Genomic DNA, 16587 nt, shown 5'->3' on the forward strand with positions numbered 1-16587 from the left:
TATTGCGCACCTTGCCGACCGGGTTCACCCTTCGACCATGACCCAGACCACACACCACACTCCCGACACCGCCCGGCAGGCAGACCCCTTCCCGGTCAAGGGAATGGACGCGGTCGTCTTCGCCGTGGGCAATGCCAAGCAGGCGGCGCACTACTACTCCACCGCCTTCGGCATGCGGCTGGTCGCCTACTCCGGACCGGAGAACGGCAGCCGCGAGACCGCGAGCTACGTCCTGGAGAACGGCTCGGCCCGGTTCGTCCTCACCTCCGTCATCAGACCGGAGACCGAGTGGGGCCGCTTCCTGTCCGCCCACGTGGCCGAGCACGGCGACGGGGTCGTCGACCTCGCCATCGAGGTGCCGGACGCGCGGGCCGCGTACACCTACGCGGTCGAGCACGGCGCCCGGCCGCTGGCCGAGCCGTACGAGCTGAAGGACGAGCACGGCACGGTCGTCCTCGCCGCGATCGCCACGTACGGCCGGACCCGCCACACCCTCGTCGAACGGACCGGCTACGACGGCCCCTACCTCCCCGGATTCGTCGCCGCCGAGCCGATCACGGCACCCCCCGCCCGCCGCACCTTCCAGGCCGTCGACCACTGCGTCGGCAACGTCGAACTCGGCCGCATGAACGAATGGGTCGGCTTCTACAACAGGGTCATGGGCTTCACGAACATGAAGGAGTTCGTGGGCGACGACATCGCCACCGAGTACAGCGCGCTGATGTCCAAGGTCGTCGCCGACGGCACGCTCAAGGTCAAGTTCCCGATCAACGAGCCGGCCGTCGCCAGGAAGAAGTCCCAGATCGACGAGTACCTGGAGTTCTACGGCGGCGCGGGCGTCCAGCACATCGCGCTCAACACCGACGACATCGTCGAGACCGTACGGACCATGCGGGCGGCCGGGGTGGAGTTCCTGAGCACACCGGACAGCTACTACGACACCCTCGGCGAGTGGGTCGGCGACACCCGGGTGCCGCTCGGCACCCTGCGCGAGCTGAGGATCCTCGCCGACCGCGACGAGGACGGCTACCTGCTCCAGATCTTCACCAAGCCGGTCCAGGACCGGCCGACCGTCTTCTTCGAGATCATCGAACGCCACGGCTCCATGGGCTTCGGCAAGGGCAACTTCAAGGCCCTCTTCGAAGCCATCGAACGGGAACAGGACCGCCGCGGCAACCTGTGACCCCGCCGCCTACCGGGGCAGTTCCTCCTGGGGCGGCTCCTCGCCGAGCGCGGTGAGGGCCGCCCTCGCCGCCGGGGCGGCGAGAGGGGAGAAATAGGGGTTGACGCGGAGGGCGTCCTGGAGGTTGCGGCGGGCCGGGGCGTCCAGGTCCAGGTCGCGTTCGATCATCGCCCGGTGGAAGGAGTGCAGGGCGCTGCGGACACCGCCGCCCTTCGTGGAGTCCGTCGCCGCCGTCGCGTACCCGAGCGCCTCGGCGTCGTCCCCGGCGCGGTGCAGCGCCCAGCCCAGCGCGTCCGCCACCTCGATGCCGGGCTGGCGCTCCCACTCGGCCTCCAGCAGCCGCACCGCCTCCTGGGGATCGCCGTGGTCCGCCTCGTACCGCCCGACCACCAGATCGTCGTCGACGCCGGCCGCGGCCTCCCGCCCCGCCTGCGCGCGCAGCAGCGCGTACTGCGACCGGGCCTGACGGGCCATCCCCAGCGACTCGTACAACTCGCCCAGTTCCAGGGCGACCTGCGGGTCCGGCCGGTGCGCCAGCGCCCCCTGGTACGCGGTCACCGCCTCCTGCGTACGGCCCAGCGCGGCCAGCGCCCGCCCCTGCCCGGCCGGCGCGGCCGACTGGTCGGGGTCCAGCCGCACCGCCGCCGCGAAGTGTTGCAGCGCGTCCTCCCGGTCGCCCCGCTCCCAGGCCAGCTGCCCCGCCTGGCACAGGTACGCGGCCTGCTCCGCGGGCGACCGGGCGGCCGCCGCCGCGTCGCTCACCTGGGCCGCAGCGTCCTCGCGCCAGCCCCGGTCCCGGTACACCGCCGAGGCCCGCGCCATCACCGCCGGCTTCACGTCCGCCCCGACCTTCAGCGCCGTCAGCCTGTCCAGCGCGGAGCGGGCCGCCTTGTAGTCGCCGAGCCCGTCGTACGCGTCGATCAGCGCCGGGTACGTCGCCCACCGCTTCGGCGCCGCCTTCAGCGCCTCCTCGCCCCACCGCTTGGCCGTGGGGAAGTCCCGGCGCGCGTTCGCCAGCGCGGCCAGCGCGCCCAGCGCGTCGGCGGTGCCGCCCCTGCCCGCCGTCCGCAGCGAGGTCCGCAGCGCGCTCTCGGCCTTCGGGTAGTCGGCCGTGTCCGCGGTCCGGCGCGCCCGTGCGACGTACGCGGCCCCGAGCACCGCCCAGGCCTCGGCGTCCCCGGGCCGCGCCCGCACCCGGCTCTCGCGCTCGCCGATCAGCGTGCTGAGGTCGGGCAGCGCGGCGGGCAGCCCGCCGAGGACCGCCGTCCGCACCAGCGCCGGCGCCTGCCGGGGCGCCTCGGGTCCGGCCGCCGGGGGCCGCGCCACGCGCTCCGGCCGGGCCGGGCGGCCGGGCTCGCGCGGGTGCCACAGCATCAGCACCCCGCCGGCCGCCGCCCCGCTCACCAGCGCGACGACCAGCAGCCGCCGCAGCACCCGGCGCCGGCGGCGCGGCGGCCCCGGCTCGGCGAGCAGCGAGGTGGCGGGTGGGGACTGTCGGTCGTCGAGCGCGCACATGCCGCACACTGTGCGCCAGTACGACGAGCACATCCATGCGGCCCAGGGGCGGCACTCCTGGGGTTCACACCGATGGCCCCGGATGCGAGGCTGTGATCATGAGCAGTGTCGAAGCACCTCGGGACGAAGTCACCGGAAACCTCACCGACCGGCTCCTGGCGGGCCTGCCGGCCGACGCGGTCCTCGTCGACCCCGACGTGACCGCCTCCTACGCCAACGACATGGCGAGCTTCTGTCCGGCCGGCGCCCCGGCGGTCGTCGTACTGCCGCGCACGGTCGAGCAGGTCCAGCACGTGATGCGCACCGCCACCGAACTGCGGGTCCCGGTCGTCCCGCAGGGCGCCCGCACGGGCCTGTCCGGCGGCGCCAACGCCACCGACGGCTGCATCGTGCTGTCCCTGACCAGGATGGACCGCATCCTGGAGATCTCGCCGGTCGACCGCATCGCCGTCACCGAACCCGGCGTCGTCAACGCCACGCTCTCCCGCGCGGTCGAGGAGCACGGCCTCTCCTACCCGCCGGACCCCTCCAGCTGGGAGACCTGCACGATCGGCGGCAACATCGGCACCGCGTCGGGCGGCCTGTGCTGCGTGAAGTACGGGGTGACGGCCGAGTACGTGCTCGGCCTGGACGTGGTGCTGGCCGACGGACGCCTGATGACCACCGGCCGCCGTACCGCCAAGGGCGTCGCCGGGTACGACCTGACCCGGCTGTTCGTCGGCTCCGAGGGCTCCCTCGGCATCGTCGTACGGGCGGTCCTGGCGCTGAAGCCGAAGCCGCCGCGGCAGCTGGTGCTGGCCGCCGAGTTCGCCTCCGGGGCGGCGGCCTGCGAGGCGGTGTGCCGGATCATGGAGGGCGGCCATGTGCCCTCGCTCCTGGAGCTGATGGACCGCACGACGGTGAAGGCGGTCAACGACCTCACCCGTATGGACCTGCCGGAGTCCACCGAGGCGCTGCTGCTCGCCGCCTTCGACACCCCGGACCCGGCCGCCGACCTGGCCGCCGTCGGCGCCCTGTGCGAGGCCGCCGGCGCCACCCAGATCGTCCCGGCCGACGACGCGGCCGAGTCCGAACTCCTGCTCCAGGCCCGGCGGTCCTCGCTCGTCGCCCTGGAGGCCGTCAAGGGCACCACGATGATCGACGACGTGTGCGTGCCGCGCTCCCGGCTCGGCGACATGATCGAGGGCGTCGAGCGGATCGCGGCGAAGCACCGGCTGACCATCGGGGTGGTGGCCCACGCGGGCGACGGCAACACCCACCCCACCGTCTGCTTCGACGCACAGGACCCCGACGAGTCCCGCCGCGCCCGTGAGTCCTTCGACGAGATCATGGCCCTCGGCCTGGAATTCGGCGGCACGATCACCGGCGAGCACGGCGTCGGCGTCCTGAAGAAGGAGTGGCTGGCCCGCGAGCTCGGGCCGGTGGGCGTGGAGATGCAGCGGGCCGTGAAGGACGTCTTCGACCCGCTGGGCATCCTCAATCCCGGCAAGTTGTTCTGAACCCATCCGCCGGGGGCCTCAGCGGGCGAGCAGCTGGTCGAGCGCGTCGTCGATGCCCAGCTGCCCGCCCTCGGTCCCCGGGGGCACCACCCGCAGCGTCCGCTCCAGCCAGGCGGACACCTGGGGGGTGGGCGCTTCGAGCAGGGCGTCGCCGTCGGGCGAGCTCAGCGCCATCAGCACAACGCTGCGGCCCTCCGACTTCGTCGGCCACACCCGCACGTCCCCGTGCCCGCTGGGCCGGAACACGCCCTCCACCAGGAGGTCGCGGGCGAAGGTCCAGTGGACCGGGAACTCGGAGTTGACGTGGAAGCTGACGTGGACGGCGTACGGGTCGTCGGACCGGTAGCTGAGCCGGGCCGGGACCGGGATGCTCCGCTCGGGGGACAGGATGAGCCGCAGCTCCAGTTCGCGCTCCACCACGGTGTGATGCATGACGTCCGTTTCCTCTCTCGCACAGTCGTACGGGTGCCGGTGGGCGGGCCCGTACGAGTTGAGAGGGGCTGGAGCCGCGAGCATTACGCGGGTTCCGGGAAATTTTTTTCCGAAGCGGTGAAGGGGGTGCACAGGGGTGCCCGGAAAGGGGCGGGTCCTGCGGGACTGGCGCTCTTGGGCACCAGGGTCTGATAGATGTGGACCCTCCCTGACGACCCCCGAGCAGATACGGGACGACGGACATGAGCGCCCCAACCCCGGCACCCGGTGACGAACGGCCCCGCGAGGGCTACTACCCGGACCCGTCCATCCCCGGCTACGTCCGTTACTGGAACGGCGCCTCCTGGGTGCCGGGCACCAGCCGCCCGGCCCCGTCCGACGGCGAACCGCTCGTCCCGCCGCCCGGCGCCCGCCCCGCCGCGTCCGCGGTTCCCCCGGTCGAGGAGACCGGCCCGCACTTCTTCGACGAGGACCCGCGGGCGGAGGCGTCCGGCTGGACCGCCGAGGGGACCGCCTGGGGCACCGACCCGCGCGTCCCGGCACAGCCGCCGGCCGCGGACCAGGGCGACGTCGACTCCGGGAGCACGTTCATCTTCCGCCGCCCGACGGTCGGCCCCGCGGCGGCCCAACCGCCCGCGGACGAAGGCACCATGACCTTCCGCCCGATCCGCGACAACACCCCACAGGGGCAGGGGCAGGGGCAGGGACAGGCGCAGGGCGCGGGTGCCGCGGGTACCGCTTCGCGGGGCGCCGGCGGCACGGCACCGGGCACGGCGGGCTTCGGCGCGTCGGGTTCGGGCGGTGCGTCGGGGGCGGCCGGTTCCGGCGGCGCGGGCGGTTACGGCGCGCAGGGCTCCGGCGGTGCGGGTTCGGGCGGTGCGTCGGGTTCGGCGGCCGGTTCCGGTGGTGCGGGTGCCGCGGCGGGCTTCGGCGGGGCCGGTGCGGGTGGGTTCGGGGCTCAGGGGTCTCAGGGGCCGGTGGGTGCGCCCGCGGGGAGCGGGCGGCCCGGGTTCGGGGCCGGGAAGGCGGCCGCGGACCGTGCGGCGGCGGCCCAGGCGCAGCCCGCCCCGCAGCCCGCCCCGCAGGCCATTGCCCCCTCCGTACCTCCGCAGTCCGCGCCCCCCGCGGCCTCCGGCACCCCGATGACCGCCGGTCCCGGCGGCGGCCAGTCCTCCTGGGCGCAGCAGGTGCACCAGCTCGCCGGCGACCAGCCGGTGACGCCCTGGAAGCCCCCGGTGGAGGACGTCTTCCAGGCGGCCGCCCGGCGCCAGGCCGCCGCCCGTCCCGCCGGGCTCGGCAAGCGGCTCGCCGCCCGGCTCGTCGACAGCCTGGTCGTCGGCGCGGTGACCGCCGCGGCCGCCGTACCGCTCGGCACCAGGGCGGCCGCCCACGTCCAGGACAAGATCGACGCGGCCAAGCTGTCCGGCCGTACCGAGACGGTGTGGCTGCTGGACGGTACGACGGGCCTGTACCTCGGGATCGTGCTCGCCGTGCTGCTCCTCGCCGGCGTCCTGTACGAGGTGCTGCCCACCGCCCGCTGGGGCCGCACGCTCGGCAAGAAGCTGTTCGGACTGGAGGTGCGGGACATCGAGGGCCACGAACCCCCGGCGTTCGGCGCCGCGTTGCGCCGCTGGCTGGTGTACACCGTGCCCGGTCTGCTCGGCATCGGGATCGTCGGCGTCGCCTGGTGCCTGTTCGACCGCCCGTGGCACCAGTGCTGGCACGACAAGGCCGCACACACCTTCGTGGCCGACTAGGCGCCCGCCGGGCCCCCGCGTCCCCCGTACGGCCGCGCGCCGGATGCGGGGCGGCGGGGTTCGCGGTGCACTCGGGCCATGAGCACCGAACCGCCCGCGGGCTCCGGAAAGCCGCCGGAGGACGACCCGTTCAGGAAGCAGCCCCCGCCCGGCCGGAGCGAGGGGCCGGGATCGGGTTCGCCGTACGACAGCCCCTACGGCGGCTCGCAGCCCCCGCCCTCGTACGGCGGCGGCCCCTACGGAACCGGGGGTGGCCCCTACGGAGCCGAGGGCGGCCCCTACGCTGCCGGCGGCGGGCAGGGCGGTCACCCGGCCGATCCGCTCGCCGGGATGCCCCCGCTCGCCGACAGCGGCAGGCGCACCCTCGCCCGGATCATCGACATGGTCCTGGTGCTGATCGTGGTGTGGCTGCTCACCTGGGCGTTCGGGGTGCGCGAGTACCAGATGGAAGGCGACCGGATCGAGGTCGGCAAGTCCTTCGCGCAGTCGCTCGTCGCCGCCGTCCTGTTCGTCGCCTACGACACCCTGCTGATCGCGAAGACGGGCCGGACCCTCGGCAAGAAGTGGCTCGGCATGCGGGTCGCCAATCTGGCCGACGGCGCCACGCCCTCCACCCGGACCTCGCTGCTGCGCGCCGCGGTGCTGTGGGTGCCGTTCGCCTTCTGCTGCGCCTGCGTCTGGACGGTGATCTGCGGCGGCTGGAGCTACTTCGACAAGCCGTACAAGCAGGGGCTGCACGACAAGGCCGCCAAGACGGTCGTGGTCAGCGCGAGGTGACCGCAGGCGTGCACAAGCAGTCGGCGGGTCCGTCAGTCTCACGGACCCGCCGGCTTCTCTCGTGTGGGTGGGCGTCAGGGAGCGGTGGGCTCCCGGACGGGTTCGGCCGTGGCGGCGGCCACGGTCTCCCGCTGCACGGGGACCCGTATCCGGGACGGTGCGGTGGTCGGGGCGGGCTGCGACTGGGCTACCGTGCGGGGCCGGGGGAGCGGAACCGTCATGGCGACCAGCAGTCCCAGACCGAGCGCGGCGAGCGCGATGACCGCGATCCCGATGCCCGAACTCGTCTGTGACAGCAGCAGCATGGCGAGCGTCGAGCAGATCACGGTGCACGAACCGTAGACGAGCTGTGCCGGGGTCGGACGAGGCATGGCAATCGTGTCCTCGGGAGATGTGGAGGTGAGACGGGAAGCCGGCCTGGCATTCCACCGGCTTCCGGGCGTTCCACCATTCGACTCTATTCGCGTGTGTGCCCGAGTGGAACGACCGGTAAGCGTGACCTAACCCACGGTACCGGTGCACAGGGGGCGCACGGTCGCATGGCGTATGGCAACCGGAGGCATATGCGCGCCGGTTGACCGGGGTCCTCCGCTGGTCCGTGCGCTCCCGGGTGTCCGTAAAGCGAACTTCCGCTCCGCATAGTGCAGTTGAACTGTCCAAGTCAAGGTCTGTCTTTTCTCGTAAACCAGTAGTCAAATATCGTCACTTGAATCGACGCGTTGATCGTGCGCGCACGGACCCCCAACCATCACCCGGTCCTCCTTGCCGTGCGCGCGGCGCGGGGGAGGAACTCAAGTGACCAGCAGACCCTGGACGTTCAGAGCACTCGCCGTCGGCGTGACGCTCGCGACCGCCTCCGCCGGCTTCGCCACCTTCGCGGTCGCGGAGGCCGCGACCCCGGCGAAGACCGCCAACGTCGACCGGCACGACCCGTCGGCGAAGCAGGAGGAGCACGACCTCGACGGCCCCCTGAGCAAAACCCAGGAGGCCCAGCGCCAGGAGGCCCTCGACCAGGTCATATCCGGAAAGGCCCAGGTCAAGGACCGCGACGGATCCAAGGTCGTCCAGCTCAAGGGCAAGAAGGGCGACAGCAAGTACGTCGAGCTCGGCCGCGAGCAGACCGACAGGATCTTCACGATCCTCGTCGAGTTCGGCGACCAGACCGACACCCGCTACGGCGGCACGGCCGGCCCGCTGCACAACCGGATAGCCGAGCCGGACCGCACCCAGGACAACTCCACGGCGTGGCAGGCGGACTACAACCAGGCCCACTTCCAGGACCTCTACTTCGGCACCGGCAAGATCACCGAGTCGCTGAAGAAGTACTACGAGAAGCAGTCCTCGGGCCGCTACTCGGTCGACGGTGAGGTCACCGACTGGGTCAAGGTCCCCTACAACGAGGCCCGTTACGGCAACAACGCCTGCGGCTCCACCATCTGCTCCAGCGTCTGGAACCTGGTCAGCGACGGCCTGAGCGCCTGGGTCGCCGACCAGAAGGCGGCCGGCGAGTCCGACGCCGACATCAAGGCCGACCTCGCCCAGTACGACCAGTGGGACCGCTACGACTACGACGGCGACGGCGACTTCAACGAGCCCGACGGCTACGTCGACCACTTCCAGATCGTGCACGCCGGCGAGGACGAGTCCGCGGGCGGCGGTGTCCAGGGCACCGACGCGATCTGGGCGCACCGCTGGTACGCCTTCGGCACCGACGCCGGCGCCACCGGTCCCGCCGGCAACAAGCTCGGCGGCACCCAGGTGGGCGACACCGGCATCTGGGTCGGCGACTACACCATGCAGCCGGAGAACGGCGGACTCGGCGTCTACGCCCACGAGTACGGCCACGACCTCGGCCTGCCGGACGAGTACGACACCAACGGCGGCGAGAACTCCACCGGTTTCTGGACCCTGATGTCCTCCGGCTCCTGGCTGGGCACCGGCAAGGAGGCCATCGGCGACCTGCCGGGCGACATGAACGCCTGGGACAAGCTCCAGCTGGGCTGGCTCGACTACGACGTGGCCGAGGCCGGCGTGAAGTCCGCGCACAAGCTGGGCGTCGCCGAGTACAACACGAAGGACAAGCAGGCCCTGGTGGTCGTGCTGCCGGACAAGGAGGTCACCACCACCGTGGTCTCCCCGGCCGAGGGGTCCACCCAGTGGTGGAGCGGCAGCGGCGACAACCTCAAGAACACGCTGACCCGTGAGGTCGACCTCACCGGCAAGTCGTCCGCCACGCTCTCGCTCGACGGCTGGTACGACATCGAGGCCAACTACGACTACCTCTACGCCGAGGTGTCCACCGACGGCGGCGCCAACTGGACCGCCCTGGACGGCACGTCGGACGGCGCGGCCATCCCGCGCGACGGCAGCGACAAGCCGGCGCTCACCGGTTCGGTCGACGCGTACACCAAGCTGTCGTACCCGCTGGACGCGTACGCGGGCCAGAAGATCCAGCTCCGCTTCCGCTACCAGACCGACGGCGGCGTGGCGCTCAAGGGCTTCGCGGCCGACGAGATCACGGTGACCGCGGACGGCTCGGCGGTCTTCTCCGACAACGCGGAGACGGCGGACCCCGCCTGGACCGCGTCCGGCTTCTCGCGGATCGGCGCGTCCTTCACCAAGGACTACGCGCAGTACTACATCGCCGAGAACCGCCAGTACGTGTCGTACGACAAGACCCTGAAGGTCGGCCCGTACAACTTCGGCTTCTCGACGACCCGTCCGGACTGGGTGGAGCACTACCCGTACCAGAACGGCCTGTTGATCTGGAAGTGGGACACCTCCGAGGCGGACAACAACACCGGCGACCACCCCGGCACCGGTCTCATCCTCCCGGTCGACTCCCACTCCGCGCCGCTGAAGTGGTCCGACGGCACGCTGATGCGCAACCGCATCCAGGCCTACGACTCGCCGTTCAGCCTCTACCGCACGGACGGCATCACGCTGCACCGGGCGGACGTCGCCACGAAGATCAAGTCGTCGGCGGGGGTGTCGGTCTTCAACGACCGCACCAGCACGTACTACGACGCGTCGAACCCGGCGGCCGGCGTGAAGATCACTGACACCAACACCAAGATCAAGATCGTCAAGGAAGCGCAAGACGGCTCGACGATCTCCCTCCTGGTGGGCCCTGCGGCGAAGTAGTTCGCATCTTCGCAGGTCGGAGGCGTATCGGCGGTGACCCCCTGGCGGGTCGCCGCCGATCGTGTTTAGGTGCGTCCTGTGGCTTTCTTATTGACACCGACGCACACGGGGGTGTGACCGCATGGCCGCAGGAGGGTTCTGCAAGCTGCCGAACGGCAGGGTTGTGGTGGCGCTGAACCTGCCCAGTCCCGTCCCCGCCGGGGACGCCGACGGGGTACGGGTTCTGGTGCACGCCCAGAACCGCGCCCGGGCCCTGACCAGGCTCCGCAACCTCGGTATGCGCGCGGTCTACCTGCGGGGCAACTCCGCCCCGCCCACCCCGGACGAGATCACCGCCGTCCTCCACCACCCCGACGGCCTCATATGGCGAACGGCGCCTGACAACGGTGTCACGGCCCCCGAACTCTGGAGACCGATCAGATCGCTCCTGCGTCGGCCTGCACCGGCGTGACCATCGCTTTTCCACACCGGTCCAGGGCTGCCCACAGGTGCCCACCGCCCGGCCAGGCACCGCCGGACTTCGCCGTCGTGGCTGATCGCCGCCGCGGCGGAACAAGGGCGACCGGCGACCGAAGACGACCGGCGGCTGAAGGTGATCGGCTGGTGAAGGCGACCGGCGGCTGAAGGTGGCCGGTGGCTGAAGGCGCGGCGTCGGGAGGTCAGACCACCGGCTTGCCCGTGAGTTCGATGCCGGCCTCGCGCATCTCGTGCAGGGCGCGGTCGGTCGTCGCCTCGGCGACCCCCGCCGTGAGCGCGAGCAGGACCTGCGTGCGGAAGCCCTCCTTCGCCGCGTCCAGCGCGGTCGCCCGCACACAGTGGTCGGTCGCGATGCCCACCACGTCGACCTCGTCGATCTTGCGGGCGCGCAGCCACTCCGCCAGCTTCACGCCGTTCTCGTCGGCGCCCTCGAACCCGCTGTAGGCCGCCGCGTACTCGCCCTTGCTGAACACCGCGTCCACCGCGCCGGAGGCGACCGCCGGGGCGAAGTTGGGGTGGAAGCCCACCCCTTCCGTGCCGGCGACGCAGTGCGCGGGCCAGCTGCGGACGTAGTCGGGGTTGTCGGCGAAGTGCCCGCCCGGCGCGATGTGGTGGTCGCGGGTCGCCACCACGTGGCGGTACCCGGCGGGCGCCTGCCCGATCAGCTCGGTGATCGCGGCGGCCACGTCGGCACCCCCCGCCACCGCGAGACTGCCCCCCTCGCAGAAGTCGTTCTGCACGTCTACGACGATCAAGGCGCGGCGCATGGTGGGTGCCCTTCGGATTCGTGTGTCGACCGGGTCTGCCGACCGGGTCCGGTGGAGGAGACGCTGCGGACGGGCTGGCGGGTCCGGCCTGAACCTCCGAGCGTAGAGAGTTACGGGAGCGTAGGGGAGGGGGCTCTGCGGGGCGCGTACGCGGGCACCCGCTCTAGCTACCCGAGCGCCCCCGTACGTACTCCGTCGGAATGACCGGTTCCCCGCGCGACAGCTGGGTGGCCGACAGGGGCAGGTTCGCTCGGGCCGCCGTGTGCCGGGCGCGGGGCGCGTCCAGGGGCTCACGGGCCACGACCTCGCCGGACTTCACCAGCTCGGCCAGGAGCTGCTGGTCGACCAGGGCGGCCGGCACCTCCCCGGTGCCGATGACCTCGGCCTCCGCCACCCCGTCCGCGTCCAGCCGCCGCGCCGCCCACTTGCGGCCGCCGACGGACGTCTTGCCGCCGGACGACTTCTTGGCGACCGGCACCAGCGGAGCCTTCGGGTCGGCGGAGTCCGCGCGGGCGACCAGCTTGTAGACCATGGAGCAGGTGGGGTGCCCGGAGCCGGTGACCAGCTGGGTGCCGACGCCGTACGCGTCCACGGGCGCGGCGGCCAGCGAGGCGATGGCGTACTCGTCGAGGTCGGAGGTGACGACGATCTTCGTGTCCCGGGCGCCCAGCTCGTCCAGCTGCTGGCGCACCCGGTGGGCGACCAGCAGCAGGTCGCCGGAGTCGATGCGGACCGCGCCCAGCTCGGGGCCGGCGACCTCCACGGCCGCCCGGACCGCCTCGGCCACGTCGTAGGTGTCGACCAGCAGGGTGGTCCCCCGGCCGAGCGAGTCGACCTGGGCCTGGAAGGCGTCGCGCTCGTGGTCGTGGAGCAGGGTGAAGGCGTGGGCGGAGGTGCCCACCGTCGGGATGCCGTAGCGGAAGCCGGCGGCGAGGTCGGAGGTGGTCGCGAAACCGCCGACGTAGGCGGCGCGGGCGGCGGCGACGGCGGCCAGCTCGTGGGTGCGGCGGGCGCCCATCTCGATCAGCGGGCGGGTCCCGGCGGCCGAGGCCATCCGGGAGGCGGCGGCCGCGATCGCCGAGTCGTGGTTGAGGATGGAGAGGATCACGGTCTCCAGGAGCACGCACTCCCCGAACGAGCCCTCCACCCGCATGACCGGCGAGCCCGGGAAGTAGACCTCGCCCTCGGGGTAGCCCCAGATGTCGCCGCCGAAGCGGTAGCCGGCCAGCCATTCGAGGGTCGGCGCGTCGACGATGTCCCGCTCCTCCAGGAAGCGCAGGACGTCCGCGTCGAAGCGGAAGTTCTCGACCGCGTCCAGGACCCGCCCGGTGCCCGCCACGACGCCGTAGCGGCGCCCCTCCGGCAGCCGCCGGGTGAAGACCTCGAAGACGCTGTGCCGCTCGGCCGTACCCGCCTTCAGGGCGGCTTGCAGCATCGTCAGCTCGTACTGGTCGGTGAAGAGCGCCGTCGACGGAACATCCACCGGCAGCCCAAGGTCCGCTGTGTTCATGACGGAGACTGTACCCCCATTTCGTCAGTGTGACGATTTTTCCTCGGCGTGGCAGCATGGGCCATGTGACGTCACCCGCTCCCGTAGAGATCGAACGCACCGAGTCGGCGGAAGAGGTCTTCGCCGTACCCGAGCCCGACGTCCCGTGGATCACGATCGTGCACAACGATCCCGTCAACCTGATGAGCTATGTGACGTACGTCTTCCAGACGTACTTCGGCTATCCCAAGGACAAGGCCACCAAGCTCATGCTCGACGTCCACCACAAGGGCCGGGCGGTCGTCTCCAGCGGGACCCGCGAGGAGATGGAGCGGGACGTGCAGGCGATGCACGGCTACGGCCTGTGGGCCACCCTCCAGCAGGACCGGAAGTAGACCGGGAGCAGCCCGGAAGCAGCCACACTCCTCGACCAGGACCGGAAGCAGCGAACCCCCTCCATGCCAGGAATCTTCGAACCGCTCCCCGGCGGCGGCGCGGCCGTCGCGCTCGACGACGTCGAGATCTCCATCATCCGGTCGCTGGCCGTCCAGCTCCTGGAGCTCATCGGACCCGGCCCCGCCGCCGCGGACGCGCCCGCCGACCCGCTCGCCGAGCTGTTCGCCGAGGGGCCGAGCGAGGCGCCCGCCGACCCGGTGCTGCGCCGGCTCTTCCCGGACGCCTACGGCGACCCGGAGCGGCTCCCGGACTCGGCGCGGGAGGCCGAGGAGCAGCGGGCGCACTCCTCCGAGTTCCGCCGCTTCACCGAGAACGACCTGCGGGCCGGCAAGCGGGAGAGCGCCCTCGCGGTGATCCGGTCCCTGGACGCGCTGGCCCCGGTGGAGGACGGCGGCGCGCTCCTCAGGCTCTCCCCGGACGAGTCCCGGCAGTGGCTCGGCGCCCTCAACGACCTGCGCCTCGCCATCGGCTCCCGCCTCGACATCACCGACGAGGACGACACCGACCTGCTCTACCGGCTCCCGGACGAGGACCCGCGCAAGCCGATGGTGATGGCCTACCTGTGGCTCGGCGGTCTCCAGGAGACCCTGGTCTCGACCCTTATGTCGTAATCCGTCCCGGTTTCGCGTTCGCTCAGAGGACGCTCAAATCCGGATAACGATCCCGTCACCACCGCGGCCTGCTATGACCTTCCCGGCCGCGGTTCGTCCGCTTTTTCCAGTGGTGTGCGCCACAATCCCTCTCGGCGGAACCCGGTGGTCGGCGTTGCGGCCGTGATAAATCTTCACGACCGCCCGGCGGACACCACCCACGTGTCCGACCGGGTGCGCCACCGAACCGGCAACCACCGGTCAGGCTCAGCGGACCCGGGGAGGCCCGAGCACGCCCCCACGCCGTCCGGCACGCCGACAGCGCGCGCCGACCGACGCGGGAGCGCACCCGGACCTCCCCGGCCCCGCCCGCTCCGTCATCCGGGGGGACCGAAACCCGATCCGCGGCCGAACAGAGGCCCGGTTCGGCATGGAGAAAGGCGCACACCACAGATGACCTCCGCTCAGGTCGACACGTCGGAGAGCACCTCCGGGGCCTCCGAAGAGGGATACGAGCGCGGGCTCGGCAGCCGCCAGGTCCAGATGATCGCCATCGGCGGCGCCATCGGCGTAGGCCTCTTCCTGGGGGCCGGCGCGAACATCGCCAAGGCCGGTCCCAGCCTCATCCTGATGTACGCCCTCGCCGGCGGCATCATCTTCTTCATCATGCGGGCCCTGGGCGAGCTGCTGCTCTACCGCCCGGTCTCCGGCTCCTTCGCGGAGTACTCCCGCGAGTTCCTCGGCCCGTTCTTCGGCTACTTCACCGGCTGGACGTACTGGCTGATGTGGGTCGTCACCGGCATGGCCGAGCTGACGGCCGCCGCGATCTACGTCCACTACTGGTTCCCGTCGATCCCCCAGTGGGTGACGGCCCTGGTCTTCCTGGTGCTCCTGTTCGGGGTCAACCTGATCTCCGTCAAGGTGTTCGGAGAGCTGGAGTTCTGGTTCTCCATGGTCAAGGTCACCGCCCTGATCGGCATGATCGTGATCGGCCTCGGCGTCCTCACCCTCGGCTTCAGCAGCGCCGGCGACACCGCGTCGGTCGCGAACCTCTACCGGTTCGACGGCTTCTTCCCCAAGGGCGTCGGCTCCTCCCTGATGACCCTCCAGGGCGTGATGTTCGCCTACCTCGCCGTCGAGCTGGTCGGCGTCACCGCCGGCGAGTCGGAGAACCCGGAGAAGACCCTCCCCAAGGCGATCAACACGCTCCCCTGGCGCATCGCCCTCTTCTACGTCGGCGCGCTCACCGTCATCCTGTGCGTGGTGAAGTGGACCGAGTTCGCGCCGGGCGTCTCCCCGTTCGTGGCCGCCTTCGCGAAGATCGGCATCCCGGCCGGCGCCGGCATCGTCAACTTCGTCGTGCTGACCGCCGCCCTGTCCTCCTGCAACTCCGGCATGTACTCCACCGGCCGCATGCTGCGCACCCTCGCCGACAACGGCGAGGCCCCGGCCGCGTTCCGCAGGCTGTCCGCGTCGAAGACCCCGGCGTTCGGCGTCACGGTCTCCGTCCTCTTCATGGGCATCGGCGTGGTCCTCAACTACATCGTCCCGGAGAAGGCGTTCGGCTACGTCACCTCCGTCGCCACCGCGGCCGGCATCTGGACCTGGCTGATGATCCTCGTCGCCCACGTCCGCTACCGCCGCGGCGTCGAGGCCGGCCGCCTGCGCGCCTCCTCCTTCCCGGCGCCCGGCGGCTCGGTGTGCAGCTGGATCGCCATCGCGTTCCTGCTCTTCGTCACCTGCCTGATCGCCTACGACGCCGACTCCCGGGTCTGCCTCTACGTGATGGCCGGCTGGGCCGCCGCGCTCGCCGTCGGCTGGGCGGTCCTCAGGAACCGCAACCCCGAGGTCACCGAGCGCCGCGATCCGGAGCCGGCGAAGGTGAGCTGACCACCCCCTCCAGGACGCCCCGCCGCAGCAGCACTCGTGGTGCCCGCTCGCGGCGGCCGCTCAAGGGCGTCCGGCATCTGGGCCGTCCCGTACCACCCATCGGTACGGGACGGCCCTTCTGCTTATCCTGGCGAACATGCTGACCATCACCCAGGCCCTCGTCGACCAGATCGTCGCCCACGCGCGCAAGGACCACCCCGACGAGGCGTGCGGCGTCGTCGCCGGCCCGGCCGGCTCGGACCGCCCCGAGCGCTTCATCCCGATGCTCAACGCGGCGATGTCCCCGACGTTCTACGAGTTCGACTCCGGCGACCTCCTGAAGCTCTACCGCGAGATGGACGACCGCGACGAGGAGCCGGTGGTGATCTACCACTCCCACACGGCGACCGAGGCGTACCCGTCCCGGACGGACGTCTCGTACGCCAACGAGCCGGGTGCCCACTACGTCCTCGTCTCGACGGCCGACACCGACGGCCTGGGCGACTTCCAGTTCCGCTCGTACCGGATCGTGGCGGGCGAGGTGACGGAGGAGGAGGTGAGGGTGGTCTGACCCCTCCCCGGCCGCAGCCGGGCCCGGTCTCAAGGTGCGGTCGGAATCCGTCCGGCATATG

At 71.7% G+C, this 16587-nt stretch carries 15 protein-coding genes; 10 read left to right on the forward strand and 5 right to left on the reverse strand.

Features of this window, described 5'->3' with window-relative positions; all coding sequences use genetic code 11:
• The first annotated feature begins 37 nt into the window (after positions 1-37).
• Positions 38-1183: a 4-hydroxyphenylpyruvate dioxygenase gene (hppD, locus tag ACZ619_RS14305; RefSeq protein WP_469598411.1), complete on the forward strand. Its 1146-nt coding sequence runs from the start codon at positions 38-40 to the stop codon at positions 1181-1183.
• A 9-nt stretch (positions 1184-1192) separates the two neighbouring features.
• Here the strand turns inward: hppD and ACZ619_RS14310 are convergent, their stop codons facing one another.
• Entirely contained in the window at positions 1193-2698 is a 1506-nt protein-coding gene (locus ACZ619_RS14310; protein ID WP_469598413.1) for a tetratricopeptide repeat protein, read from the reverse strand.
• A 92-nt stretch (positions 2699-2790) separates the two neighbouring features.
• Here ACZ619_RS14310 and ACZ619_RS14315 point away from each other — a divergent pair, with 92 nt between their 5' ends.
• On the forward strand, positions 2791-4197 hold the full coding sequence (locus ACZ619_RS14315) for an FAD-binding oxidoreductase (protein ID WP_469598415.1): 1407 nt from the start codon (positions 2791-2793) through the stop codon (positions 4195-4197).
• Positions 4198-4215: 18 nt separating this feature from the next.
• Here the strand turns inward: ACZ619_RS14315 and ACZ619_RS14320 are convergent, their stop codons facing one another.
• On the reverse strand, positions 4216-4629 hold the full coding sequence (locus ACZ619_RS14320; protein WP_469598417.1) for an SsgA family sporulation/cell division regulator: 414 nt from the start codon (positions 4627-4629) through the stop codon (positions 4216-4218).
• 242 nt (positions 4630-4871) lie between these two features.
• On the opposite strand from ACZ619_RS14320, the gene ACZ619_RS14325 reads away from it, so the two are divergent.
• Positions 4872-6386, forward strand: coding sequence for an RDD family protein (locus ACZ619_RS14325; RefSeq protein WP_469598419.1), 1515 nt, complete (start codon positions 4872-4874; stop codon positions 6384-6386).
• A gap of 78 nt (positions 6387-6464) precedes the next feature.
• The gene (locus ACZ619_RS14330) at positions 6465-7163 is read left to right on the forward strand and encodes an RDD family protein (RefSeq protein ID WP_469598421.1); all 699 of its coding nucleotides are present in this window, start codon (positions 6465-6467) and stop codon (positions 7161-7163) included.
• 74 nt (positions 7164-7237) lie between these two features.
• Here ACZ619_RS14330 and ACZ619_RS14335 read toward each other — a convergent pair whose 3' ends face one another.
• A complete protein-coding gene (locus ACZ619_RS14335; protein ID WP_469598423.1) occupies positions 7238-7534 on the reverse strand; it encodes a hypothetical protein in 297 nt (98 codons plus the stop codon).
• A gap of 424 nt (positions 7535-7958) precedes the next feature.
• Between ACZ619_RS14335 and ACZ619_RS14340 the strand changes: the two genes are divergently transcribed.
• Both ACZ619_RS14340 and ACZ619_RS14345 read left to right on the forward strand, forming a co-directional pair.
• Positions 7959-10307 carry an immune inhibitor A domain-containing protein gene (locus tag ACZ619_RS14340; RefSeq protein ID WP_469598424.1) on the forward strand — a complete coding sequence of 783 codons (2349 nt, stop codon included), beginning with the start codon at positions 7959-7961 and terminating at the stop codon, positions 10305-10307.
• Positions 10308-10428: 121 nt separating this feature from the next.
• Positions 10429-10758 carry a hypothetical protein gene (locus tag ACZ619_RS14345; protein ID WP_469598426.1) on the forward strand — a complete coding sequence of 110 codons (330 nt, stop codon included), beginning with the start codon at positions 10429-10431 and terminating at the stop codon, positions 10756-10758.
• Positions 10759-10966: 208 nt separating this feature from the next.
• On the opposite strand, the gene ACZ619_RS14350 is transcribed toward ACZ619_RS14345, so the two are convergent.
• Both ACZ619_RS14350 and ACZ619_RS14355 read right to left on the reverse strand, forming a co-directional pair.
• Positions 10967-11551 carry an isochorismatase family protein gene (locus ACZ619_RS14350; RefSeq protein ID WP_469598428.1) on the reverse strand — a complete coding sequence of 195 codons (585 nt, stop codon included), beginning with the start codon at positions 11549-11551 and terminating at the stop codon, positions 10967-10969.
• Between the two features lie 163 nt (positions 11552-11714).
• Positions 11715-13061 carry a nicotinate phosphoribosyltransferase gene (locus ACZ619_RS14355; RefSeq protein ID WP_469598430.1) on the reverse strand — a complete coding sequence of 449 codons (1347 nt, stop codon included), beginning with the start codon at positions 13059-13061 and terminating at the stop codon, positions 11715-11717.
• 56 nt (positions 13062-13117) lie between these two features.
• Here ACZ619_RS14355 and clpS point away from each other — a divergent pair, with 56 nt between their 5' ends.
• From clpS to ACZ619_RS14375, 4 genes are all read left to right on the forward strand, one after another.
• The gene (gene clpS, locus ACZ619_RS14360) at positions 13118-13435 is read left to right on the forward strand and encodes an ATP-dependent Clp protease adapter ClpS (RefSeq protein WP_469598432.1); all 318 of its coding nucleotides are present in this window, start codon (positions 13118-13120) and stop codon (positions 13433-13435) included.
• Between the two features lie 63 nt (positions 13436-13498).
• The gene (locus ACZ619_RS14365; RefSeq protein WP_469598434.1) at positions 13499-14107 is read left to right on the forward strand and encodes a DUF2017 domain-containing protein; all 609 of its coding nucleotides are present in this window, start codon (positions 13499-13501) and stop codon (positions 14105-14107) included.
• A gap of 432 nt (positions 14108-14539) precedes the next feature.
• Positions 14540-15976, forward strand: a complete 1437-nt coding sequence (locus ACZ619_RS14370) for an amino acid permease (RefSeq protein ID WP_469598436.1) — start codon at positions 14540-14542, stop codon at positions 15974-15976.
• Between the two features lie 136 nt (positions 15977-16112).
• The gene (locus ACZ619_RS14375; RefSeq protein ID WP_469598438.1) at positions 16113-16526 is read left to right on the forward strand and encodes a M67 family metallopeptidase; all 414 of its coding nucleotides are present in this window, start codon (positions 16113-16115) and stop codon (positions 16524-16526) included.
• Positions 16527-16587: the final 61 nt, after the last annotated feature.

This window comes from Streptomyces sp. NPDC104367, from assembly GCF_055583825.1.